20 protein-coding genes and 3 tRNA genes are annotated in these 22,664 nt (G+C 67.8%); 12 read left to right on the top strand and 11 right to left on the bottom strand.

What is annotated here, in order from left to right; translation table 11 throughout:
- Positions 1-2: 2 nt before the first annotated feature.
- Positions 3-761, top strand: a complete 759-nt coding sequence (locus tag MF610_RS05835; protein ID WP_242193785.1) for an SDR family NAD(P)-dependent oxidoreductase — start codon at positions 3-5, stop codon at positions 759-761.
- A 9-nt stretch (positions 762-770) separates the two neighbouring features.
- Here MF610_RS05835 and MF610_RS05830 read toward each other — a convergent pair whose 3' ends face one another.
- From MF610_RS05830 to MF610_RS05810, 5 genes are all read right to left on the bottom strand, one after another.
- On the bottom strand, positions 771-1,655 hold the full coding sequence (locus MF610_RS05830; protein ID WP_242193783.1) for a copper resistance protein B: 885 nt from the start codon (positions 1,653-1,655) through the stop codon (positions 771-773).
- Positions 1,652-3,436, bottom strand: coding sequence for a copper resistance system multicopper oxidase (locus MF610_RS05825; protein ID WP_242195270.1), 1,785 nt, complete (start codon positions 3,434-3,436; stop codon positions 1,652-1,654). Before MF610_RS05825 ends, MF610_RS05830 begins: the two co-directional genes overlap by 4 nt.
- Positions 3,437-3,500: 64 nt before the next feature.
- Positions 3,501-4,067, bottom strand: a complete 567-nt coding sequence (locus MF610_RS05820) for an RNA polymerase sigma factor (protein WP_242193781.1) — start codon at positions 4,065-4,067, stop codon at positions 3,501-3,503.
- On the bottom strand, positions 4,064-4,507 hold the full coding sequence (locus MF610_RS05815) for a Spy/CpxP family protein refolding chaperone (protein ID WP_242193779.1): 444 nt from the start codon (positions 4,505-4,507) through the stop codon (positions 4,064-4,066). The genes MF610_RS05820 and MF610_RS05815 overlap by 4 nt, the downstream gene beginning before the upstream one ends.
- Positions 4,504-4,767 (bottom strand): hypothetical protein, encoded by a 264-nt coding sequence (locus MF610_RS05810; protein WP_242193777.1) that lies wholly within the window; start codon positions 4,765-4,767, stop codon positions 4,504-4,506. The genes MF610_RS05815 and MF610_RS05810 overlap by 4 nt, the downstream gene beginning before the upstream one ends.
- 146 nt (positions 4,768-4,913) lie before the next feature.
- Here MF610_RS05810 and MF610_RS05805 point away from each other — a divergent pair, with 146 nt between their 5' ends.
- On the top strand, positions 4,914-5,387 hold the full coding sequence (locus MF610_RS05805; RefSeq protein WP_242193775.1) for a homogentisate 1,2-dioxygenase: 474 nt from the start codon (positions 4,914-4,916) through the stop codon (positions 5,385-5,387).
- A 25-nt stretch (positions 5,388-5,412) separates the two neighbouring features.
- Here MF610_RS05805 and MF610_RS05800 read toward each other — a convergent pair.
- A tRNA-Cys gene (locus MF610_RS05800) sits at positions 5,413-5,486 on the bottom strand.
- Between the two features lie 168 nt (positions 5,487-5,654).
- Between MF610_RS05800 and MF610_RS05795 the strand changes: the two genes are divergently transcribed.
- The 4 genes from MF610_RS05795 to MF610_RS05780 are packed head-to-tail and all read left to right on the top strand — an operon-like array spanning position 5,655 to position 11,190.
- Positions 5,655-6,326 carry a protein-L-isoaspartate O-methyltransferase family protein gene (locus MF610_RS05795; RefSeq protein WP_242193773.1) on the top strand — a complete coding sequence of 224 codons (672 nt, stop codon included), beginning with the start codon at positions 5,655-5,657 and terminating at the stop codon, positions 6,324-6,326.
- A gap of 6 nt (positions 6,327-6,332) precedes the next feature.
- Positions 6,333-7,904: a TolC family outer membrane protein gene (locus tag MF610_RS05790; RefSeq protein WP_242193772.1), complete on the top strand. Its 1,572-nt coding sequence runs from the start codon at positions 6,333-6,335 to the stop codon at positions 7,902-7,904.
- A gap of 19 nt (positions 7,905-7,923) precedes the next feature.
- The gene (locus tag MF610_RS05785) at positions 7,924-8,469 is read left to right on the top strand and encodes a DUF2497 domain-containing protein (protein WP_242193770.1); all 546 of its coding nucleotides are present in this window, start codon (positions 7,924-7,926) and stop codon (positions 8,467-8,469) included.
- A 45-nt stretch (positions 8,470-8,514) separates the two neighbouring features.
- On the top strand, positions 8,515-11,190 hold the full coding sequence (locus tag MF610_RS05780; RefSeq protein ID WP_242193768.1) for a valine--tRNA ligase: 2,676 nt from the start codon (positions 8,515-8,517) through the stop codon (positions 11,188-11,190).
- A gap of 236 nt (positions 11,191-11,426) precedes the next feature.
- Here the strand turns inward: MF610_RS05780 and MF610_RS05775 are convergent, their stop codons facing one another.
- A complete protein-coding gene (locus MF610_RS05775; RefSeq protein ID WP_242193767.1) occupies positions 11,427-12,311 on the bottom strand; it encodes a diacylglycerol/lipid kinase family protein in 885 nt (294 codons plus the stop codon).
- Between the two features lie 83 nt (positions 12,312-12,394).
- Here MF610_RS05775 and hemB point away from each other — a divergent pair, with 83 nt between their 5' ends.
- Genes hemB through MF610_RS05760 form a run of 3 tightly spaced genes read left to right on the top strand, consistent with a single transcriptional unit; the run spans position 12,395 to position 16,100 of the window.
- A complete protein-coding gene (gene hemB, locus MF610_RS05770; RefSeq protein WP_242193764.1) occupies positions 12,395-13,381 on the top strand; it encodes a porphobilinogen synthase in 987 nt (328 codons plus the stop codon).
- A complete protein-coding gene (locus MF610_RS05765) occupies positions 13,378-13,908 on the top strand; it encodes a GNAT family N-acetyltransferase (RefSeq protein ID WP_242193762.1) in 531 nt (176 codons plus the stop codon). Before hemB ends, MF610_RS05765 begins: the two co-directional genes overlap by 4 nt.
- Positions 13,905-16,100 (top strand): fused MFS/spermidine synthase, encoded by a 2,196-nt coding sequence (locus MF610_RS05760; RefSeq protein ID WP_242193759.1) that lies wholly within the window; start codon positions 13,905-13,907, stop codon positions 16,098-16,100. The genes MF610_RS05765 and MF610_RS05760 overlap by 4 nt, the downstream gene beginning before the upstream one ends.
- Here MF610_RS05760 and MF610_RS05755 read toward each other — a convergent pair whose 3' ends face one another.
- Positions 16,101-16,595, bottom strand: a complete 495-nt coding sequence (locus MF610_RS05755) for a hypothetical protein (protein ID WP_242193756.1) — start codon at positions 16,593-16,595, stop codon at positions 16,101-16,103.
- Between the two features lie 83 nt (positions 16,596-16,678).
- Here MF610_RS05755 and MF610_RS05750 point away from each other — a divergent pair.
- Both MF610_RS05750 and MF610_RS05745 read left to right on the top strand, forming a co-directional pair.
- Positions 16,679-16,755: transfer RNA gene (locus MF610_RS05750), tRNA-Arg, on the top strand.
- Between the two features lie 27 nt (positions 16,756-16,782).
- Positions 16,783-16,859 (top strand) — tRNA-Arg (locus MF610_RS05745).
- Positions 16,860-16,919: 60 nt separating this feature from the next.
- Here MF610_RS05745 and MF610_RS05740 read toward each other — a convergent pair.
- Genes MF610_RS05740 through MF610_RS05730 form a run of 3 tightly spaced genes read right to left on the bottom strand, consistent with a single transcriptional unit; the run spans position 16,920 to position 21,528 of the window.
- Entirely contained in the window at positions 16,920-18,569 is a 1,650-nt protein-coding gene (locus tag MF610_RS05740) for a glycoside hydrolase family 43 protein (RefSeq protein WP_242193752.1), read from the bottom strand.
- 29 nt (positions 18,570-18,598) lie between these two features.
- A complete protein-coding gene (locus tag MF610_RS05735) occupies positions 18,599-19,951 on the bottom strand; it encodes a glycoside hydrolase family 27 protein (protein ID WP_242193750.1) in 1,353 nt (450 codons plus the stop codon).
- Positions 19,948-21,528 (bottom strand): glycoside hydrolase family 43 protein, encoded by a 1,581-nt coding sequence (locus MF610_RS05730; protein WP_242193747.1) that lies wholly within the window; start codon positions 21,526-21,528, stop codon positions 19,948-19,950. The genes MF610_RS05735 and MF610_RS05730 overlap by 4 nt, the downstream gene beginning before the upstream one ends.
- Before the next feature lie 321 nt (positions 21,529-21,849).
- Here MF610_RS05730 and MF610_RS05725 point away from each other — a divergent pair, with 321 nt between their 5' ends.
- Positions 21,850-22,581, top strand: a complete 732-nt coding sequence (locus MF610_RS05725) for a FadR/GntR family transcriptional regulator (RefSeq protein WP_242195267.1) — start codon at positions 21,850-21,852, stop codon at positions 22,579-22,581.
- The last annotated feature ends 83 nt before the right edge of the window (positions 22,582-22,664 follow it).

The following is a 22,664-nucleotide window of genomic DNA, read 5'->3' as shown; positions in this document are numbered from 1 at the left end:
GCGTGGCGAACAAACTGGCGGTCATCACCGGCGCTTCGACCGGTATCGGCTATGAACTGGCCAAGATTGCAGCGGGGGAAGGGTACGACCTGATCGTCGCCGCCGACGAACCGCAGATCGACGCCGCGGCCGGTACGGTCGGCGCGACGGCGGTCGAGGCGGACTTGTCGACCTTCGAGGGCAATGACCGGTTGCTGGCGGAGGTCGGCGGGCGGGCGATCGACCTGCTGATCGCCAATGCCGGGCGGGGTCTCGGCCATGCGTTCATCGAACAGGACGTGGCGGCATGGCGGCGGGTGATCGACACCAACGTCACCGGCACGACCTACCTGTTGCAGAAGGTCGCGCGCGATATGGCAGCGCGCGGGGAAGGGCGGATCCTCATCACCGGATCGATCGCCGGGCTGATTCCGGGCAGCTATCAGGCAGTCTACAACGCGACCAAGGCCTATCTCGACAGCTTCGCCTATGCTTTGCGCGAGGAGCTGAAGGACAGCGGCGTAACCATCACCGTGCTGATGCCTGGGCCGACCGACACCCTGTTCTTCGAACGCGCCGGGATGCTCGACACGCCGGTCGGCAAGGACGATTCAAAGGAAGACCCCGCCAAGACCGCCCGCAACGGCTGGGACGCGGTGATGGCCGGATCGGCGCATGTCGTGTCGGGTGCCAAGAATAAGGTGCAGGCGGCACTGAGCCACATCACGCCCGACAGCGTGCTGGCGGCGCAGCATACGAAGATGGCGAAGCCCGACGAATAGCCGCGTCGCTTAGAACCATGCGCGGATGCCGGCGACCAGTTCGACGCCGCCGGCATCCGCGCCACGCGCGCGGGCGAAGCGGCGGGTGTCGCCGAACCGCCGCTCCCACGCGACCCCGACATAGGGTGCGAACTCGCGGGCGATCTCGTAGCGCAGGCGCAGGCCCAGTTCGGCACTCGTGAGACCCGATCCGAGCCCGGTGTCGCGAACGTCCTGTGCCGACAGGTTCAGCTCGGCGCGGGGCTGCGCGATCAGGCGCTGGGTGATGCGCTGGTCGTAATAGCCCTCGACCCTTCCGGTTAGTTCGCCGCGGGTCGACAGAAAGCCGTGCGCCTCGACCTCGAACCAATAGGGGGCGAGGCCTTCGACGCCGACCACTGCATAGCTCCGCTTCGGGGTCGGACGGCTGTCGTGGCGGACACCAGCTTGCAGGTTGAAATAGGGACCGACCGCGTGAGAATAGAGCGCCTGCACCTCGGCGGATTCGAACCGGTCCTTGCCCTCGCCCTCGCTCTTGACGACCAGACGGTGGAGATCGCCGCCGAACCAGCCTTCGCCTTCCCAACGATAGCCGCCGTCCCTCCATTCGAGGCGATCGAGCAGGACTTGCGCGAACCGCTGTCCGCCGCCTTCGTCCGCCATCATCACCTTGCGCGAGTTTGCCATGGCGTCGGCGCCCCAGATGCCATCGGCGGCGTGCGGCATCGGCACCGGCGGGGCAGGCGCGTCGCCGGGGGGCAGGTCGGTGCCAGACACGGCCGGATCGGCGGGCGGCGGGGGCGGGGTGCCGTGATCCGTCTTGCTATGGTCCATTTGGCCGTGGCCGGCATGGTCCTGCGCCCATGCCGGCGTGGCCGTGCCGATGGCGAGGAGCAGGGCGAGCCGCGCGGTCATGCCGCGCCTCCCGCCGGGCGGACGGTCACGACCCGCATCATGCCCGCCAGCATGTGGTAGAGCATGTGGCAATGGAACGCCCAGTCACCCGGCGCATCGGCGGTCAGGTCGACGCTGACCATCCCGCCGGGCTGGACGATCACAGTATGCTTGCGCGGGGCATGGTCGCCCTGTCCGGTGACCAGTTCGAAGAAATGGCCGTGCAGGTGGATCGGATGCGCCATCATCGTGTCGTTGATCAGGTTGATCCGTACCCGTTCCCCCAGCACGAAGGCGAAGGGTTCGTGGGTGTCGACCATCCGCTTCCCGTCGAACCCCCACATGAACCGTTCCATGTTGCCGGTCAGGTGAACGTCGATCTGCCGTCCGGCCGCGCGAACGTCCGGATTGCGTTCCAGCGCGCGCAGCTGACGATAGGTCAGGACGCGGTGGCCGACATTCTCCAGCCCCTGTCCCGGATAGCCGGTGCGGTCGGCGGGCATGGGGGAGATGGTCTGGACGCCGGGGGTCTTCGCCATCTGGGGCGCGGCGGCGAAGTCGCGCATCTTCATCGCGCCATGGTCCATCCCGTCATGTTCCATGGTTTCATGATCCATCGCGGCGTGATCGGGCGCGTCGTCGGTGGCGAGCCGGCGCGACGCGTTTTGTTCGGCGGTCGGATCGGGCGCGCGGGGCGGGGCGTGGTCCATCGTGCCCATGCCCATGTCGGTCATCGTCGCCAGCGGTCGCGGGCGCAGCGGCGGTACCGGCGCGACCATGCCGGCACGCGGGCTGAGCGTCGCGCGGGCCATGCCCGACCGGTCGACGCTTTCGCCGACCAGCGTATAGGCCCGGTCCTGCGGGATGACGATCGCGTCGTAGGTCTCCGCGACCCCGATCTGGAATTCGTCGACGGTAACCGGCGCGACGTTCAGCCCGTCGGCCTGGACGATGGTCAACGGCAGGTTCGGTATCCGGACGTTGAATGTCGTCATCGCCGACGCATTGACGATCCGCAGCCGCACCCGCTCGCCCGCCCGGAATGTGCCCGTCCAGTTGTCGGCGGGGCCATGGCCGTTGACCAGATAGGTGTAGGTCGCGCCGGTCGCATCCGCGATATCGGCCGGGTCCATCCGCATCGCACCCCAATGTTTGCGGTTCTCCGCCGGCTGGTCGCGCCCGGCGAGTAGTCCGGCGAGCGTCTGCCGCTGGAAATTGTAATAGCCCGGCTGCACCTTCAGCCGGCGGAAGATCGCCTCCGGGCTCGCGCGGCTGTGATCCGACAGGACGATGACATGTTCGCGGTCATAGGCGACCGGGTCGGGCGCGGCGGGATCGATCACGATTGGCCCGTACAGCCCGGTCTGTTCCTGCCCACCCGAATGGCTGTGATACCAATAGGTACCGTTCTGCCGCACCGGGAAGTCATAGAGGAAGCTCTGCCCTGGCGCGATGCCGGGAAAGGAAACGCCGGGTACGCCGTCATACTGAAACGGGACCAGCAGCCCGTGCCAATGGAGCGAGGTGTCGACGTCGAGGTCATTGGTCACGCGGATGCGCGCGCGCCGCCCTTCGCGCAGGCGGATCAGCGGCGCGGGCGACATACCGTTGATCCCGATCGCGCGGGTCGGCCGCCCGTCTACCGTACGGTTCAGCCGGGCGATACGCAGTTCGATCAGGTCGCCCGAGACGACCGGCATCGCATCGGGCGTGTTCGCGCCAAGCGGCGTCCACGCGCCGAGCACCAGTCCGCCGCTGCTCAGCGCCGCGCCGCGCAACAGCCCGCGGCGGTCGATCGTCATCATGTCGCAAAACCCTGTCGAAAGCCTGTCTCGCAACGTGATACGCGGCGGATCAGCCGTCCCCTCATGCCGCGAGCAATTCGCTCAATTTCGCCCGCGCGCGGCGGATGCGGGTTTCGATCGCCTTCGTGCTGAGGCCAAGCAGTGCGGCGGCATCGGCATGGCGCATCTCTTCGACGGTACACAGCAGCAGCGGTTCGCGCAGCGAAGCGGGCAGGCGGGCGATGGCAAGACGAACCCGTGCCAGTTCCTGCCGATCCGACGCGGATTGCGCAGGGTCGGGATCGCCGATGGCCATCGTGTCGGCAAGTTCTTCGACCGGGCGTGCGCCGAAGAAGAAATGCCGCAGCGCTCGGCGACGCGCGCGGTCGCGGCACTTGTTGAGTGCGATCGCCGCCAGCCAGCTCGCCATCGGCCGCGCCGGATCGTAACGGGGCAGCGCGCGATACGCCGACAGGAAGGTTTCCTGCACGATATCAAGCGCCTCGTCGGGTTCGGCGATGCTGTTCAGCGCCAGGCGATAGACGCGCCCCTTGTGCCGCTGCATCAGCACCGCGAAGGCAGCCTCGCTGCCGGTCCGCGCCTGTGCCGCAAGATCGCCGTCGCTCGTACTGGCATCGATCGCCGTCACTGGGTCGGCTGGGTTAGCGCGCGGGCGACCGCCCGGTCGAATGCGGGCAGCTGGTCGGGCCGCAGCAGCCGTCGCATCGCGAAGACATGCGCCAGCGTTTCCTTCTGCAACGCGCCCATCGTGCGGTGGCTGGCGTCGACGGCGGCGGCGACGCGCGGCCCCTCGCCATGTTCGGCGGCGATCGCGGCGGACAATCGGGCGTTGTCGGCGCGCATCCGGGCCTGCAATCCGCTGCGACGCGCGGCGAAGCCGGCTTCCAGCGCGTCCAGCTGTCGGCGTTGATCGTCGGTCAGCGTCATCCGGTCGTGCAGCAATGCGTGGAGTTCGTTGCCATGTCCTCCCGACCCCCGATCCCCGATCGCCCGCCCGGCCAGCACGCCCGCCACCGCCGCGATAAAGGCGACGAGCGCGACGAGGATCGTCCAGCAACGGCGGCTCATCGCTCGCCCAACAAGGTCGAGGGCGCGAGCGCGAGGTCGTCGGCGAACGCCGGCGGTGCGGGGCGGGGCAGCGGATCGGCGGCGATCAGCCCCATCGTCGCCGCGCCGAACGCGGCGACCCCTGCCAGCCGCAGCCCGGTGCCGCGAGCCGCCCGGTCGCAGCGCAGGCGGTCGAACACACCGCCCTCGATCCCATGCAGGCCGGGATGATCGGATGTGTGCGACAACCGTTGCAACGATCGGTCGAGATGCTGGGTCATGCGGATGCTTCCCTATGGTCGACATGGGATACGCGCCGGGCCGGCTTTCCCCTCATCCTGATTGCACGCGCTACGGACAAGGGCGCTGGCGCGGTACCCTGCGGCACGATACCCATGGCACGGTTATCTTTCGAAAAGGTCGTCTCATGTCCATGACGCTCGCCGCCCTGTTCCTGCTGCAAGCCGCCGCCGCGCCCTGCACGACCGTCGCGCCCCCGCCGCCGGAATTGCGCGGATGGGCGCAGCCGCGCGCTGTCGATGCCAGTGCCGAAGCGGTGCTCACCCCCGGTGTGGCGGTTCGCGCGAAGCTGGTGCCGCAAGCGACGCTGCGCTTCGCGGTGAAGCCCGAAAAGCCGGGCGACGCGGCCAGCCATGGCGGCATCTTCCGCTTCGTCACGACCCAGCCCGGTCGGTATCGCGTGGCGCTGGGCAGCGGGGCGTGGATCGATCTGGTCGACGGTGGCCGGTCGGTGGCATCGGTCGGCCATGGTCATGGGCCGGCCTGTAGCGGTATCCGCAAGATGGTCGATTTCGACCTGCCCGCCGGCACGCATATCGTCCAGATCGCGGGAAGCCGCGAGCCAACTCTGACGATGATGGTAGCCCGCCTGGCCCGCTGATCGGGTGGGCGAATCAACCGTCCGTTGGAGGCGCGACCGGGAATCGAACCCGGGTGCAAGGATTTGCAGTCCTCTGCGTCACCACTCCGCCATCGCGCCTCGATACGGTGGGAGGCGGGCATTTGCGGGGCGCGCGGCCCGGTGTCAACTGTCGCCGCACAAATTATACCGGCCGGCTCCTTGGCGGCGGCGGTTCGTCGCGATAGACAGCGGCTTGCGCGTGATGTGTGTTGCGCGGGTAAAACAGTTGTGCGACAGGATTGCACCATGACCGATTCGATGCAGACCCGATCCGATTTCGAAGCGATGCGCCACGCGATGGTCGTCAGCCAGCTGCGCACCAGCGCAGTCAGCGACCCGCGTGTCGTGACCGCCATGGGCGACGTTCCGCGCGAGGGCTTCGTGCCGCCCGCGCAGGCCAACGTCGCCTACCGCGACGCGCCGCTGCCGCTCGCCGGGGGGCGAGCGATCAATGCGCCGTTGATTACCGGGCGCCTGCTGACCGCCGCCGAAATCCAGCCGACCGACCGCGTTCTGCTGGTCGGTGCGGCGATGGGCTATGCCGCCGCCGTCCTCGCCCGGCTGGCCGGATCGGTTGTTGCGCTGGAGGAAGACCCCACGCTGATCGCCGCCGCGCGCGATGCGATCGCGGACACCAAGGTGACGTTCGTCGAAGGGCCGCTCAATGCCGGTTCGCCCGACGGTGCGCCCTATGACGTGATCGTCATCGACGGTGCGGTCGAATCGGTCCCCGATGCGATCGTGGAGCAGCTGGCACCGGGCGGCCGGCTGACCACCGGGCTGGTCGATCGCGGCGTCACCCGGCTGGCGCTGGGCCGCCGTACCGAAGGCGGGTTCGGGCTGATCGATTTCGCCGATCTCGACTGCATCGTACTGCCGGGCTTCGCACGTCCCAAGACATTTCAGTTCGCAAGGTAAGGGCATATGCGGGGGGGGAAGTTCATCGGTGGGGTCGCGGCGCTGGCGCTGCTGGCCGGGCCTGCAAGTGCGGAAACGCTGCGTGAGGCGCTGGCACGCGCCTATGCGACCAATCCGCAGCTGACTGGCGCACGCGCCAACCAGCGTGCGACCGACGAAGGCGTGCCGCTGGCGCGTTCGCAGGGATTGCCGCAGGTCACGACGCAAAGCTCGGTGATCGAAAACGTCATCAATCCGGCAAGCCGTGGTTTCACCCAGGCACCGCGTCAGGGCAGCGTCCAGGTGCAGGTATCGCAGTCGTTGTTCGCGGGCGGGGCGGTACGCAACAACGTCCGCGCTGCCGATGCGCGGGTCGATGCCGGTCGTGCCAATCTGCGCAGCACCGAAGCGAACGTCTTCACGCTGGTCGTCGCCGCCTATAACGACGTGATCCGCGACGAAGCGATCGTGCGGCTGAACCAGCAGAACCTGCGCGTGCTGGAGGTCAATCTGCAGGCGTCGAAGGACCGGTTCCAGGTCGGCGACCTGACCCGGACCGACGTCGCCCAGTCGGAGGCACGGCTGGCCTCGGCACAGGCGCAGCTGCGCAATGCGGAGGCCTCACTGATCCGCAGCCGCGAGAATTACGTGGCGACGACCGGTGCGCCCGCCGCGACGCTCGACACGCCGCCGGCGCTGCCGAACCTGCCGGTCGATCCGAACGCCGCGGTCGGCGTAGCGGTGGCCAACAATCCTTCTCTGATCGCCGCGCGCCGCACCAGCGATGCCGCCGGCTTCGACGTCCGCGTCGCGCGTGCCGGCCGGTTGCCTACGATTAACGCAGTTGGCGGCGGTAGCTATACCAGCTTCCTCGGATCGGCGCAGTCGGTGCAGGGCGTCGTGCTGCAACAGGATGGCGGGCAGGCGCAGGTCGGCGTGCAGATGAGCCTGCCGCTCTGGCAGAGCGGGCGCCCCAGCGCGCAGATCCGCCGGGCGCAGGCGCTGGAAGGCGCGGCGATCGAACAGGTCACGCAGGTCGAACGCGGCGTCGTGTCCGACGCCCGGTCGGCATTCGCCGCGTGGCAATCGGCGCTGCGTGTGATCCAGTCGTCGGAGGTGCAGGTCGCCGCCAACCGCCTGTCGCTGGAGGGCGTCCGCGCCGAGAACAGTGTCGGCACGCGGACGATCCTCGACATCCTCAACGCCGAACAGGAACTGCTCAATTCGCAGGTGCAGCTGGTGACGGCACGGCGCGACGCCTATGTCGCGGGCTTCGCGCTGCTGGCGGCGATGGGTCGCGCGGAGGCGCGCGATCTGGGGCTCGATGGCGGGGCGCTGTACGATCCCACGGTCAACTACAACCGCGTGCGCAACGTGGTGTGGGACTGGAAGGACGATCCCGCACCGGTGCCGATCGCGCCCAGCACGGTGAACAGCCCGGCACAGACCCCGGTCGTGACCCGCGAACTCGATCCGTCGCTGCAACGCAGCCCCAATCCCTATACCCCGACCCAGGGGCTCGACGCGCCCAATCGACAGGGTGGCGCGCCGCGAACGACGCAAGGCGTTGACACGCCGCGCGCCAACCCCGACAGCTAAGCGTTCAGAGGCGACAGGCATGAGGGTTGCGATGGGGGATATCAGCAACGAAACGTCGATGGAGGACATATTGTCCTCGATCAAGCGGATCATCGCCGAAGAGGGCGAGGGATCGGCCCAGGCGTTGCGCGGACGCAAGTCGATTCGCACGGCGCAGGTCCGCGACCTCGACGACCGAGACGAGGTGCTGGAGTTGAACCAGACCGTCGCCGCTCCTCCTCCGCCGCCCCGCGTCGAGGCGCCGCGCGTCGAAACGCAGCGTGCGGAAGCGCCGCGCGCCCGTGCGCCCGAACCGCAGGAAGAACCCGCACCGGCCGCCCCGATGCCGGGCGCCGCCGTCGATGCGTCGATCGTGTCGGACCGCGCGGCCGAGGCCAGCCGTGGTGCGCTCGATCAGCTGTCGCGGATGCTGGTGAAGCCGGAAACGCCCGGCAGCGATTCGCTCGAAGGACTGGTGCGCGAAATGCTTCGCCCGATGCTGCGCGAATGGCTCGACGCCAAGCTGCCCGGTATCGTCGAGGCGATGGTGTCGCGCGAGATCGCCCGGATCAGCGGACGCGAATAACCCGCTCTCTTGCAACGCCGCCGCATCCGCGCCATGCGGCGGTGCATGAGCGAACTGCCCAAGACCTTCGACCCCGCCGCCATCGAGGCGCGCTGGTATGCCCATTGGGAACAGGAAGGCCTGTTCCGGCCCGAGCGTGCCGATGCGACGCCGTGGACGATTGTCAATCCGCCGCCCAACGTCACCGGCAACCTCCACATCGGCCACGCGCTCGACAACACGCTGCAGGACATCCTCGTCCGCCATGCGCGGCTGCAGGGCAAGGACGCACGGTGGGTCGTCGGCACCGACCATGCCGGCATCGCGACGCAGATGGTCGTCGAGCGCCAGATGGCGCAACGGCAGCAGAAGCGCACCGATTTCTCGCGCGACGATTTCGTCGCGAAGGTCTGGGAATGGAAGGCCGAGAGCGGCGGGCAGATCACCGGCCAGCTCCGCCGGCTGGGCTGTTCGATGGACTGGGCCAATGAACGCTTTACCATGGACGAGGGCTTTTCCGCCGCCGTCCTGAAGGTGTTCGTGCAGTTGCATCGCGAAGGGCTGCTCTACCGCGACAAGCGGCTGGTGAACTGGGACCCCGGTCTCGGCACCGCGATCAGCGATCTCGAGGTCGAGACGCGGGAGGTGCGCGGCAGCTTCTGGCGCTTGCGCTACCCGCTCGCCGACGGATCGGGTTCGATCGAGGTGGCGACCACGCGGCCCGAAACGATGCTGGCCGACATGGCGGTCGCGGTGCATCCCGACGACGCGCGCTACACCGCGCTTATCGGTCAGCAGGTGCGCTTGCCGATTACGGGACGTCTGATCCCGATCGTGGCCGACGAACATGCCGACCCCGCACTGGGATCGGGTGCGGTGAAGATCACGCCCGGCCACGACTTCAACGACTTCGAGGTCGGCCGCCGCGCCGGGATCGAGGCGCGCGACATGCTCAACATGCTCGATGCCAGGGCGCACATCGTGCAGACCGCCGACGGGCTGATCCCCGCCGCCTTTCTCGGCCTGTCGAGCGCCGATGCCCGCAAGGCGGTCGTCGCGCTGCTGAAGGACGAAGCCGTCTTGATCCCGCATGTCGACAAGGACGGCACCGAGCACGACGCCGAACCGCGCACGATCCAGACGCCGTTCGGCGACCGTTCGGGCGTGGTGATCGAGCCGTGGCTGACCGACCAATGGTATGTCGATGCCAAGACGCTGGCGCAGCCCGCGATCGAGGCGGTCCGGTCGGGCGCGGTCAAGATCGTGCCGAAGTCGTGGGAAAAGACCTATTTCAACTGGATGGAGAACATCCAGCCATGGTGCGTGTCGCGCCAGCTGTGGTGGGGGCATCGCATCCCCGCGTGGTTCGCGGACGACGGCCGGGTGTTCGTTGCCGAAACCTATGAAGAGGCGCAGGCCGAAGCGGGCGCGGGCGTTGCGCTGAAGCAGGACGAGGACGTCCTCGATACGTGGTTCTCCTCGGCGCTGTGGCCGTTCGCGACGCTGGGCTGGCCGGAGAACACCGACCCGACGCTCGGTGGACGTTACAGCAACGACGTGCTGATCTCGGGCTTCGACATCCTGTTCTTCTGGGACGCGCGGATGTTGATGCAGGGCATCCACTTCATGAAGGAGGTGCCGTTCAAGACGCTGTACCTCCACGGCCTCGTCCGCGCCGCCGATGGCGCGAAGATGTCGAAGTCGAAGGGCAATACCGTCGATCCGCTCGGGCTGATCGATGCCTATGGTGCCGATGCGCTGCGCTTCTTCATGGCGGCGATGGAAAGCCAGGGCCGCGACATCAAGATGGATGAGAAGCGAGTCGAGGGGTATCGCAACTTCGCGACCAAGCTGTGGAACGCGACCCGTTTCGCACAGGCCAACGGCATCGGCGCGTCGGCGACGCTGGAACCGCCCAAGGCCGAGCTGGCCGTCAATCGCTGGATCATCGCCGAGACGATCGAGACGGTGCAGGCGCTCGACCTCGCGCTGGCCGACCTGCGCTTCGACGGTGCCGCCAATACGATCTACCAGTTTACGTGGAGCCGGTTCTGCGACTGGTATCTCGAACTGATCAAGCCGGTGTTGCAGGGCGGGGCCAAGGGTGGCGAGGAAACGCGCGCGGTCGCGGGCTGGGTCCTCGACCAGATTTTGGTGATGCTACACCCTTTCATGCCGTTCATCACCGAGGAACTGTGGCATGCACTTGGTGAGCGATCGAACGACCTGATCGTTGCGCGCTGGCCGATGGCGGATGCGCGGGCGATCGATCCGGCGGCGCGGGCGGAGGTCGACTGGCTGATCCGTCTGGTCACCGAAATCCGCGCGGCGCGAACCGAGTTGAACGTGCCGCCGGGCGCGCGGTTGCCGCTGCATGTCCGCGATGCGTCGGGCGAGACGGTCGAGCGGCTGGCACGACAGGGCGCGGTGCTGGCCCGGCTGGCGCGGGTCGATGCGGTTGCGGGCGATGCGCCGGCGGGCGGGGCGTTGCAGATCGTGGTGGACGAAGCGACCTTCGTTCTGCCGCTGGGCGATGTTATCGACCTCGATGCCGAACGCGCGCGTCTGACCAAGGCGATCGCGGCGACCGAGAAGGAGCGCGATGCGTTGGCCGGACGGTTGGGCAATGCGAGCTTCGTCGAACGGGCGAAGCCCGAAGCGGTCGAGAAGGCGCGGGCGGACCATGCCGACAAGATGGCCGAGGCGGCGCGGTTGCATGCGGCGCTGGGGCGGTTGGGGTAAGGCGCACCCGTCATTCCGGCGCAGGCCGGAATCCATGGATGGGGTGACGTTGGCGTGCCTGCCGCGAGCACCCGACACAATGGATTCCGGCCTTCGCCGGAATGACGGGGTTTGATTGGATCGCCCCCCTCCGTCATTCCCGCGAAGGCGGGAATCCATACGCGCGGCGGTTCGGCTCCATCACTGACGTCAGCGTATATGGGTCCCCGCCTTCGCGGGGACGACGATAGAGGCAATCACCCCTCCACCGGCGCCATCACCTCGATGATCCCCGCCGCGATCTTCGCCATCACCGGCGTCTTCGCCAGCACCTCGCCATCGATCGAGATCGGCAGCGGCGGGTTCGTTTCGATCCGTAGCGACTGGCCGTGGAACGTCACCGTATCGACCCGGCGTGAATCGAGGCGGAAGAACCCTGCGGCCCAGTTGCGCACCAGGCTGCGCTTGCCCTTGCCGCAGACGACCTGAACGATGATCTCGCCGCTGTCGAGCCGCGCTTCCTCCACCAGCTCGGTGCCGCCATGGAAGCGGCCGTTGGAGATGCGGACCTCGGTCGCCATCATCCGCTTGGCGGTCGTGCCCTGTCCGACGATCAGTTCGAAGGGGTGGAATTTCGCGAATTGCAGCGATGCCCAGGCAAGATAGCCGACCCGCCCGAACAGTTTCTTGACGCCGTGCGGCACCGTCTTGGCGATCTGCGGCGACAGGCCGATCGCAGCGCAGTTCGCGAAATAATCGCCATCGATCATGCCGAGGTCGATCCGCCGTGGCCGGCCGGTCTTCAGCACCTCAACCGCCTCGGCGATGTCGAGCGGGATGCCGAGCGTACGGCAGAAGCTGTTGGCAGTGCCGAAAGGCAACACGCCGAGGATCACGTCATGGCCGAGCAGGTGGTCGACCAGGCTGCTGATCGTGCCGTCGCCGCCGCCGAGGATCACGAGGTCGGGCTTGGCCGCCAGCGCGCGCTCGAGGGTCGGGACCAGCTCTTCCGGGTCCTCTACCGCATGGGCGTCGACCTCGAAAGCGGCACCCTTGAGCGCGCGGCACGCCTCCGCGAACTGCGCCTGCCCACTGCGCGACCGGGCATTGACGATCATGGCGGCGGTGCGGATGCGGTTCATGCGGTCGGTAACGTTCCGTAACGAAAATGGACCCACGCGAGTTTGGGTTGATCGCTTGCCGGGCTTGGCCCACAAGTCGCGCCATGTCCGCTGCTTATCCTGCGCTCCGCCTGCGTCGCACCCGTGCCACCGGCTGGAGCCGCCGGCTCCACGCCGAAACGATCCTGACCCCCGCCGATCTGATCTGGCCGCTGTTCGTGACCGAGGGCGACAACGAAGCGGTCGCGACGCTGCCGGGCGTCTCGCGCTGGAACCTCGCCGGGATCGTCGCGCGCGCGCGCGAAGCCCGCGATCTGGGCATCCCGGTGCTGGCGCTGTTCCCGAATACGCCGCCCGGTCTGCGCAGCGACGACGGGGCGGAGGCATTCAATCCCGACAATCTGATGTGCCGGGCGATCCGCGCGATCAAGGACGCGGTGCCCGATATCGGCGTGCTGACCGACGTCGCGCTCGACCCCTATACCGCGCACGGCCATGACGGGATCATCGACGCGACGGGTTATGTGTTGAACGACGTCACGTCCGAAGCCTTGGTGCGACAGGCGATCGTCCAGGCGGAGGCGGGGAGCGATATCGTCGCGCCGTCCGACATGATGGACGGCCGGGTCGCCGCGATCCGCGACGCGCTGGAAACCGGGGGGCACCACAACGTCCAGATCATGGCTTATGCCGCCAAATATGCGAGCGCCTTCTACGGCCCGTTCCGCGACGCGGTCGGATCGCGCGGGCTGCTGAAGGGCGACAAGAAGACCTATCAGATGGACCCGGCCAACAGCGAGGAAGCGCTGCGCGAGGTCGCGCTCGACATCGCCGAGGGCGCCGACAGCGTGATGGTGAAGCCGGGCATGCCCTATCTCGACATCATCACGCGGGTGAAGGCGGCGTTCGAGGTGCCGGTCTTCGCCTATCAGGTCTCCGGCGAATATGCGCTGATCGAGGCGGGCGTGGCGGCGGGCGTCGCCGATCGCGACGCGATGGTGCTGGAAACACTGCTGGCGTTCAAGCGCGCAGGCTGTTCGGGCGTGCTGACCTATCACGCGGCGCATGCGGCACGGCTGCTCGGCGCATGATCGATACCGAGCGACTGGTCCTGCGCCCGTATGAGGTGCGCGATCGCGCGGCCATCCTGTCACATGTCGCCGACGCGGCGGTCATGCAATTCCTCAACCCGCTGCCGACCGATGCCGATGTCGACACGGCGATCGAACGGCAGAACGGCTATCAACGCGATCTCGGCTATTGTTTCTGGAGCGTCGAGGCGCGCGCCGATGGTGCGTTCGTCGGGGTGTGCGGGTTGAAGCCCGGCGCGCTCGGCACCCCGCTCGAAGGGGCGGTGGAGATCGGCTGGCGCTTCGGTCGCGACCATTGGGGCCGGGGGTTCGCGCGCGAGGCGGCGGCGGCGTCGCTCGCATGGGGTTTCGACCATCTGCCGGTCGACCGGATCGGTGCGATCACCGTCATGGCCAATACCCGCAGCTGGGGGCTGATGGAGCGGATCGGCATGGTGCGCGACCGCGACGCCGATTTTGATCATCCGATCGTGCCCGACGGCAGCCCGCTGAAACGGCACATCACCTATTGGAAATCGCGCCCGTGACATCACCCGATCGTACCGCGGGCTGGCCGATCCGCTGGATTTTCGTCACCACGATCCTCGCAGGGTCGTTCCTGCTGTTCCTCGTCCAGCCGATGGTCGCGCGCATGGCGTTGCCGCAGCTGGGCGGTGCGCCGGCGGTGTGGAATTCGGCGATGCTGGTGTATCAGGCGCTGCTGCTCGGCGGCTATGCCTATGCCCATCTGCTGGGCAAGCTGATGCCCAAGGCGCAGGCAGCGGTGCATATCCTGCTGCTGCTGTGCGCGGCGGTGTGGCTGCCGATCGGGGTCAACAGCACCCCAACGCCAGCGGGGGTCGAGCCGGCGCTGTGGACGCCGTGGCTGCTCGCCGCCTCGATCGGTCCGTTGTTTTTCGCGATATCGGCACAGGCGCCGCTGTTGCAGCGCTGGTTCGCGTTCATCTGTCCGGGGCGCGATCCCTACGCGCTCTATGCCGCGTCGAACGTCGGCAGCTTCGCCGGGCTGCTGGCCTATCCGCTGCTGGTCGAACCGTTGCTGCCGCTGAAGGGGCAGAGCTGGGGCTGGAGCATCGGCTATGCGCTGGTGTTCGTGCTGGTGATCGGGTGCGGGTGGTTGCTGCCGCACCGGCGCGAACAGGCGGTGGCGCTGGACAAGGGCGAGGCGCCGGGGCGGTGGCGCGTGCTGCACTGGATCGTGCTGGCGCTGGTGCCCTCGGGGTTGATGCTCGCCACCTCGACCTTCCTTACGACCGATATCGTCGCGGTGCCGCTGCTGTGGGTGTTGCCGCTCGGGCTCTATCTGCTGAGCTTCACCGTCGCGTTCGCCGACCGGCGCGGGCTGGCCAATGCGGTCACCACCTATGCGCCGATCACGATCCTGGTGTTCGGCGGCATGATGATCGGCGGCCATCACGATCATCCGTTGCTGAGCGCGCTCGCGGCGCTGATGCTGCTGTTCGCGTTGTCGGTGACGCTGCACGCGCGGATGTATGCGCTGCGCCCCGAACCGGCGCGGCTGACCGGCTTCTACCTCGCCATGTCGGTCGGCGGTGCGCTGGGCGGCGTGTTCGCCGGGCTGATCGCGCCGGTGCTGTTCGACTGGACCTATGAATATCCCCTCCTGATCCTCGCCGCCGGTATTCTGGCGCCGCTGCCCTATCTGCTTCCCGCCACGCAGCGGCTGTGGCAGCGGGGCGGGGCGAAACTGCGGATCGCCGCGCTGCTCGCGGTGGCCGGGCTGGTCGCCCTCGGTCTGTTCAATCCGGGCGAGTTGCTCGGCGCCAATCCCGAACCGGTTGCGTTCTTCGGTATCATCGTCGTCGGCCTGATCGCCATCGGGTCGCGCGTGCCGTTCGTCTTCGCACTGGCCGGCGCGCTGTTCCTGTTCGGCGGCTACCGCGCACTGACGCTGTCGCTCGAACCCGGAGCCCGCACGCGGAGCTATTTCGGCGTCTACACGATCATGCGCGGCAAGGATGTCAACGAGCTGCAGCACGGCACGACGCTGCACGGAATCCAATTGACCGGTACGCCCGAGCGTGAGCGCACGCCGACGACTTATTACGTACCGCAGTCGGGGGTGGGGGAAGCACTGCGCGCCGCACCCACCATCTACGGTCCGGGCGCACGGATCGGCATCGTCGGCCTCGGCACCGGTACGCTCGCCTGTTACGCGCGGCCGGGCCAGCATTGGCGCTTCTACGAGATCGATCCGGTCGTGGTGCGGATCGCGCGGGATTCGGGCGCCTTCACCTTCCTCAAACGCTGCGCCCCCGATGCGCAGATCGTGATGGGGGACGCGCGCCTGAGTCTATCGGAAGAGCCCGCCGGGAGCCTCGACCTGCTGGCGCTCGATGCCTTTTCATCGGACGCGGTGCCAATGCACCTGATGACGCGCGAGGCGTTCGACACCTATGGCCGGGTGCTCGGCCGGCGCGGGCTGCTGCTGGTGCATGTGTCGAACCGCTATCTCGACCTGTCGCCGGTGGTCGCGCGGACGGCGAGCGGATGGATGGCGGCGCAGCTGCCCTATCAGCCGGCGTCGTCGCTGGGGCCGGAGACCGGATCGCTTTGGATCGCCCTGACCCGCGATCCCGAGGTCCTTGCCACCCTGCTCGCCGACAGCACGGCGTGGGAGCCGTTGCCGATCACCGACACCGAACCGTGGACCGACGATTATGCGTCGATCCTGCCGGTGCTGCGCGCGCTGAAATAATCAGCGCAACGTCGCGTTGAGCGTCGCGATGGCGGTCCGCTGCGCCGCCGCCGCGGCGTTCGCCTGCGCTACCGCGGTGTCGAGCGCGGGGTAGGGCGGCGCACCCGCCGCCGCGCGGTCGATCGCCAGCCGTTCCAGATCGCCAAGCGGCGCGTCGATGGCAGTCCGCGCGACGTCCAGTTCCGCCAGCGCCACCTGCGCGCCGAGCCAACGCTCGCTGCCCTCGCCGGTACCCTTGGCGGCCTGTACCGTCGGACGGGCCCGTGCGACGGCCGTATCGAACGCGCGCGTGGCACCGGCGACGTCGCGGCTCAGCCCGGCAACCTTCGCATCCAGCCCCGCATCCGGTGTAGCAACCGGCACCGGCCCGACCGGCTCGGCCAGGCTGATCTTCTCGATCGGGCGCGGCAGCAGCGAGGGATAGTCCCCCGCCGGCGCGGCACAGGCCGACAACAGGGCGGCGAACAGGACGGGGGTGGGGGACGTGCGGGTCATGGCTTCTCGATACGCATCCAAAAAAATTCGCACAACGGGCTTGCCAGCTTCCGCTTCCCCCTCTAGCACGCGGCCTCCACAGCGCGCCCGTAGCTCAGCTGGATAGAGCATCAGACTACGAATCTGAGGGTCGGACGTTCGAATCGTTCCGGGCGCGCCAGTGGAAATAAGGTCGAAAGACCGGTACGCGCCCGTAGCTCAGCTGGATAGAGCATCAGACTACGAATCTGAGGGTCGGACGTTCGAATCGTTCCGGGCGCGCCATTACCGCACATCGCCGTGATTGCCGCCGGGGGCGCCTCGCGACGCCCCCTTGTCCTGCGTCTATCGCTTGGCTTGTTGCCACGCATAGGGTCCGACGATCGTGCCGGTGAAGCCACCCGCCATCCGCGTGCTGAGGAAGCGGATATCGACATCCTTGGCCAAGATGCGTTGCACCCCGCCGACGCTATAATCCGCGACCATCGTCCCCCGGTCGGCACGCAGCGTCAGCGTGACCGGCGCCGTACCGGTGAGCGGCGTGCTGGCGACCAGCTGCTCGGTGCCCTTTGCTCGGGTGTAGAGCGCGATGACCGGTTTTCCCGCCAGCCGCGTGATGCCGAAGAACAGATAGCTCCCGTCGCTTTGCATGGCGACCAATCCGGCACGGTCGCCATCGCGCTGCGGCGCGAAGCGGACAGTCGTGCCGATCGTCGCGATGTGATGCTGCTGACGCCGTCCGACGAAACCGGGCACGCCGCTCTGATCGCCGATCGGTGCCGCGCCGTCGATCAGCAATTCGCCACCCGATACCCGGTACACCGGCGTCTTCGGTGTCCGCAACCCGACCCACTGCATCGCGAGCGTCGAACCGTCGAATTCGTCGACATAGCCGAAGTCGCCGCTGGTCGGTAGCCTGGGCGCGCTCTGGCGCGGCAGCTTCGGCCGTGTCGCCACGAACGGCACCCGCGTGCGGTGCGGCAGGATGGTTGGCCAACCGTCCTTCCACGTCACCGGCAACAGGAACGTCTCGCGCCCGATATTATAATAGTCGTCGCCATACGGCCGCACCGCGAGGAAGGTCGCCCACCAGTCGCCGCTCTGCGTCTGCACCAGCTTGGCATGGCCCGCCGCCGACACCGGATCGCTGCGGTCGTCGGCCAGGTCGCGCTGGGTCAGGATCGGATTGCCCGACCATGGCACGAACGGCCCGCGCAGCAGCTTCGACCGGAACGCGACCTGCGAATGGTTGACGCTGGTCCCGCCCTCCGCTGCGGTTAGGTAATACCAGCCGTCCTTGCGGAAGATATGCGGCCCTTCGATCCACACCGGCTTCTGGCGGATGTCGACGCCGCCGTTGATCAGCTGCGTCGATTCCCCGACCATCTTGCCCGCGCGCCAGTCATATTCCTGGACCCAGATCGCGCGGTGTCCGTCATAGCGGGCGGGTTCGTTCGGCGCGCGGTTGTTGACGATATAGGCCCGGTCGCCCTCCCAATAGATCGACGGATCGATCCCTTCGAACGGCAGCCAGATCGGGTCCGACCATGGCCCCTTGGGGTCCTTGGCCGTGATCACGAAGTTGCCGCGGCATTCGACGCAGGTGTTGACGATGTAGAAGGTGCCGGCATGGTAGGAGATATCGGGCGCGAACACCGCCTCCGACACGCGCCGTCCGGTGAAGTCGAGTTGTTCGGGCCGGTCGATCGCGTTGGCGATCTGCGTCCAGTTCACCAGATCCTTCGAATGAAAGATCGGCAGCCCCGGATAATGGGCGAAGGACGACAGCACGAGATAATAGTCGTCGCCGACGCGGGTGACCGACGGGTCGGGATAATAGCCCAACAGGATCGGGTTGCGATACTGGTCGGGACCGGACGTCGCGCGCTCGACGCTGCGCCCTTCGTAGGTGAAGCGGCTGAACCGTGCAGGCTCGGCAGAGGCGGCTCCTGCGCTGGCGGTCAGGGCAAGGCCGGTCATCAGGATACGCAGCATCGATCGATCTTTCGTTCGCGGAAAGTACATCAGGCGTTGCCGCCGTCGAGGCGCAGCAGCGCCGCACCATGGGGCGGGACATCGGCCGCGACCCGGTCGGTCACCGTGCCGATATCGCGCCGCGCCCACAGGTCGCGCACCCGCACCGATCCGCGCAGCGTCAACCAGCGCAAATCGACGCCCGGCCGCGACGGTTTGTCGCCGGGGTTGAACAGCGCCAGATAGGTCGCGCCCTGCGAACCGCGCGCGGTCCAGGCGCGCATCCCGTCCTGTATGTGCAGGGGACGATTGGCCGAACTCGCCTGGTTGACGGCGATCACCTCCGGATTGGTCAGCAGCGCCAGCGTGGCGGCATCGAGGTGCCGCAGGTCGCCACCCATGATCAGCGGCGACCGCGCGATCGACCACAGCGTCATCAGCGTGCGCTGTTCGGCCGGCGTGAACTTCGTATCGCGCTGCCCCAGCGCCAGCCGGCCGAGCGGCAGCATATCGGCATCGGGCCAGCCGCCCGGTCCGGCGAAGCGCTGCCAATTCTCCAACCGCACGAACTGCGCGTCGAGCAACGGCCATTCGTCCCAGAAATCGTCGCTGATCCGCCACATCTGCGCATGCGCGCGGACATGGTCGGCGCTCGACAACGGCGTCTCGCCGGGCGACAGGCTCAGCAGGATCGGTCGGCCCGAACGCGCGATCGCCTTGCTCGCCGCCTCGATCTCCGGTGCGTGCGCGTCATAGGGGCGGCTCATATCGTCCATCTTGACCAGATCGACGCCCCAGTCGGCATATTGCGCGAACACGCTGTCGTAATAGGCCTGCGCCGCGGGGTGCCGCATGTCGACGCCGTACATGTCGCTGTTCCACGAACAGATGCTGGTGCGATCGGCAATATCCTGCGCCCGGTAGCGCGTGCCGAGGATGGGCAGGTTACGCCTCACCGCCTCGCGGGGGATGCCCCGCATGAGGTGGATGCCGAACTTCAGCCCCATCGCATGGACCCGGTCGGCGATAGCGCGAAAGCCGCGTCCGTCGGCGGCGGACGGGAAGCGCTTCGGATCGGGCTGTAACCGGCCATGACCGTCCAGCACCGGCACCGCATCGGCGCGATAGGCGTAACCGGTCGCGCCGGGTTCGTACCACTGGATGTCGATGGTGAAGATCGAATAGCCCGCCGGCAGCAGCTTCTCGCGCATGATCCGCGCGGTTTCCAGCGCCTGCGCCTCGGTGATGGTCGTCGCGAAGCTGTTCCAGCTATTCCATCCCATCGGCGGGGTTTCGGCCAGTCGTGGTCTGGCGCGGGGGGCTGCGCCGGCCCGGGTGGCGGCAAGCGCGGGCAGGGCGCCGGCGGACCCGATCAGGTGGCGCCGCGAAATCCCATCGGTCATTTGCGATCCTCCGCCGCTGCCGCCGCACTATTCAGCGTGAAGCTGTCGATATCGAGATACCCGGCGCCAGGCGTCGGATTGTAGCAGGACAGCGCCATCTGCTGCCCCTGGAACGTCCCCGTGCGCCATGCGAAGGCGAGGGGGAAGGTGCCCCCGACCGCCTGCCAGCGCCGCCCGTCGCCGCTGTACGACAATCGTCCGCGATCGGTGGTGAAGTCGAGATCGAGCGCCATCCACAGCGTGTCGCCACGGACCGGCACCCCCCGTACCCGCCGGTCGACCTTCGGCCCGCTTTCGGTGCTCTCGATGACGTCCATCGACAGCGCCGGTGCGCCGCGATCGTCGCGCGTCACCGCCAGCGTCGCGCTATATTGCCCGAACGTCCCGAAGCCGCACCGGTCACCCTTGGCGACATGGGAAATGTCCAGCTTCACCTCCGCCCGGCTGCGCGGCCCCTGCGCCTTTTGCGTCAGCGTGTTGCGCGCGCGCCAGAGGTCCGCCGACTGCGTCGGGCGGAGCCGCAAAAACCCCGGCCGTTCGCGCAGCGACCAGCGGCGGTCATCGGGCGCATGGTTCCATTGCCACTGCAACCCCATCGTCGGCCGGGCGAAGTCGTCCGACGTCGCCGGCTCGGCAAAGGCAAAGCCCCCCACCGGCTTGGCGGCGCGATCCGGCACGCGGTCGGGGGCATCGGGCGTTCCCCATACCGGCCAGTCGTTGCGCCAGAAGACGGGGCTGAGGTTCGTCATCCGTCCGATCGACCCGGCGTCGATCATGACGAAGCCGACCCAGGTGCCGTCCGCCGTATCGACCAGCGCGCCCTGATGCCCGCCGCTGCGATCGTCGATCTGCGGCCGCGTCTCCCATGGACCCGTCAGGCTGCGCGAGCGCGATACCGTCAGTCCCAACCGCCGCGGGATCGCGTTGAAGAGGTAGTAATAGTCGCCGCGCCGGACGATCTTCGACCCTTCGGCACCGCGGATATAGTGAATCTGGCGGTCGGCGATCACCCGGCGATACTCGCGGTCGAGCGTCAGCAGCCGGATCGTACCGTCCGACCCGATCGACGTCGCGATATGCCCGGTTCCACCGGCTTCGATGAAGAAGCCCGGATCGAATGCCGCCCGGTCCAGTTCGTTCATCGTCCACGGTCCGCGCGGATCGCGGCTGCGATAGATGCGGCTATTCTGCCCGACCGGCGTCACCACCACATAGAACATGCCGTCGTGATGGCGCAGGCTGGCGGCGAAAAAGCCGCGCCGGTATACGTCCTTGCCCTCGGTCAATCGATATTCGAGCCGGTCGTCGAGCTTGGACACGACGTGGCTGAGGATCGTCCAGTTCACCAGATCCTTCGAATGCAGCACCGTCAGGCCCGGCGCATTGGCAAAGGTCGTGGTGACGAAATAATAATCGCCGCCGACACGGATGATATCGGGATCGGGATAGTCGGCGAACAGCACCGGATTGCGGTAGCTGCCGTCGCCCTGATCGGCGCGCCATACCTGTGCCGGCGCGCCCGCCGCGCCCAGCAGCGCCAGCCCGCCTATCGCCGCGCGTATCGTGCCAGCCCCCATCGCTCATCCCCGTGCGACATCTGGCGGCCGCTATTAGTCAGGCTATTGACCCCGGCCGGTAGCGTCAACGGCTTTCGATCGGACTGGCCGCTGCGCGTGCATGCCTCCGGTCGGTATAGCGCGGGTGTACCAGTATTTGACGCATCGAACCCCGCTGCCTAGCATCGCAGGCCATCGTCGGGCATGATCGATCATGTCCTATTACCACTACATTATTCGACCGCTACCGGCGTCACGGCAATCGCCCGCACCGGTGGCAAGAGAGGAAGCCGCGTGAGCACCAACGACGGGCAGGACGATGTCGCCGAAACCGATCTCCCGGTGGAGTTGGCGCTGGGCGATGGCGGCGGCGGGACGCGCAAGGGGTCGGGGCGGCGCCTGCGCGGTGCGGTGGCGCATTATCTAGGCACCGCGATCGTATCCGGGCGGATCGCGCCGGGCGAATTGCTGACCGGCGAGGTCGCCAATGCCGAGGCGCTCGACGTATCGCGCAGCGCCTATCGCGAGGCGGTGCAGGTGTTGACCGCAAAGGGGCTGGTCGAAAGCCGGCCGAAGATCGGTACCCGCGTGCTGCCGCGGCGGCGCTGGAACTTCCTCGACCCGATGGTCCTCGCCTGGGCGTTCGAGGGCGAGCCGAACCTGCAATTCATCCGCGGCCTGTTCGAACTGCGCGCGGTGATCGAGCCGGCCGTCGCCCGCCTTGCCGCCGAACGCCGCGACAAGGACGATATCAAGGCGCTGAAACAGGCATTGGCCGGCATGCGTCGCCATACCCTCGCCACCGAAGCCGGCCGCGCCGCCGACCGCGATTTCCACGATGCGCTGATCTACGCCACCCGCAACGAGACGTTCATCGCGCTCAGCGCCAGCATCGGCGCGGCGGTCAACTGGACCACGCAGTTCAAGCAGCGTCAGCGCGCTTTGCCGCGCGACCCGGTGCCCGATCACGCCCGCGTGTTCGACGCCGTCGTCGCGGGCGATCCGCGCGCGGCGGAGGAGGCGATGACCGCGCTGGTGTCGCTGGCGCTGGAGGATACCCGCACCGCGATGTGAGGGGGAGCGCTTGTTCGTTCCGGGGGACTGGCGCCCCGATCCTTGCTACGCCATGGTAGCGCTCACAGAGGGAATCGGGGGAG

Source organism: Sphingomonas hankookensis (assembly GCF_022664465.1).
Classification (GTDB): domain Bacteria; phylum Pseudomonadota; class Alphaproteobacteria; order Sphingomonadales; family Sphingomonadaceae; genus Sphingomonas; species Sphingomonas hankookensis.
The sequence above is the reverse complement of the archived record's forward strand: the minus strand, read 5'-3'. Positions and strand labels throughout refer to the sequence as shown.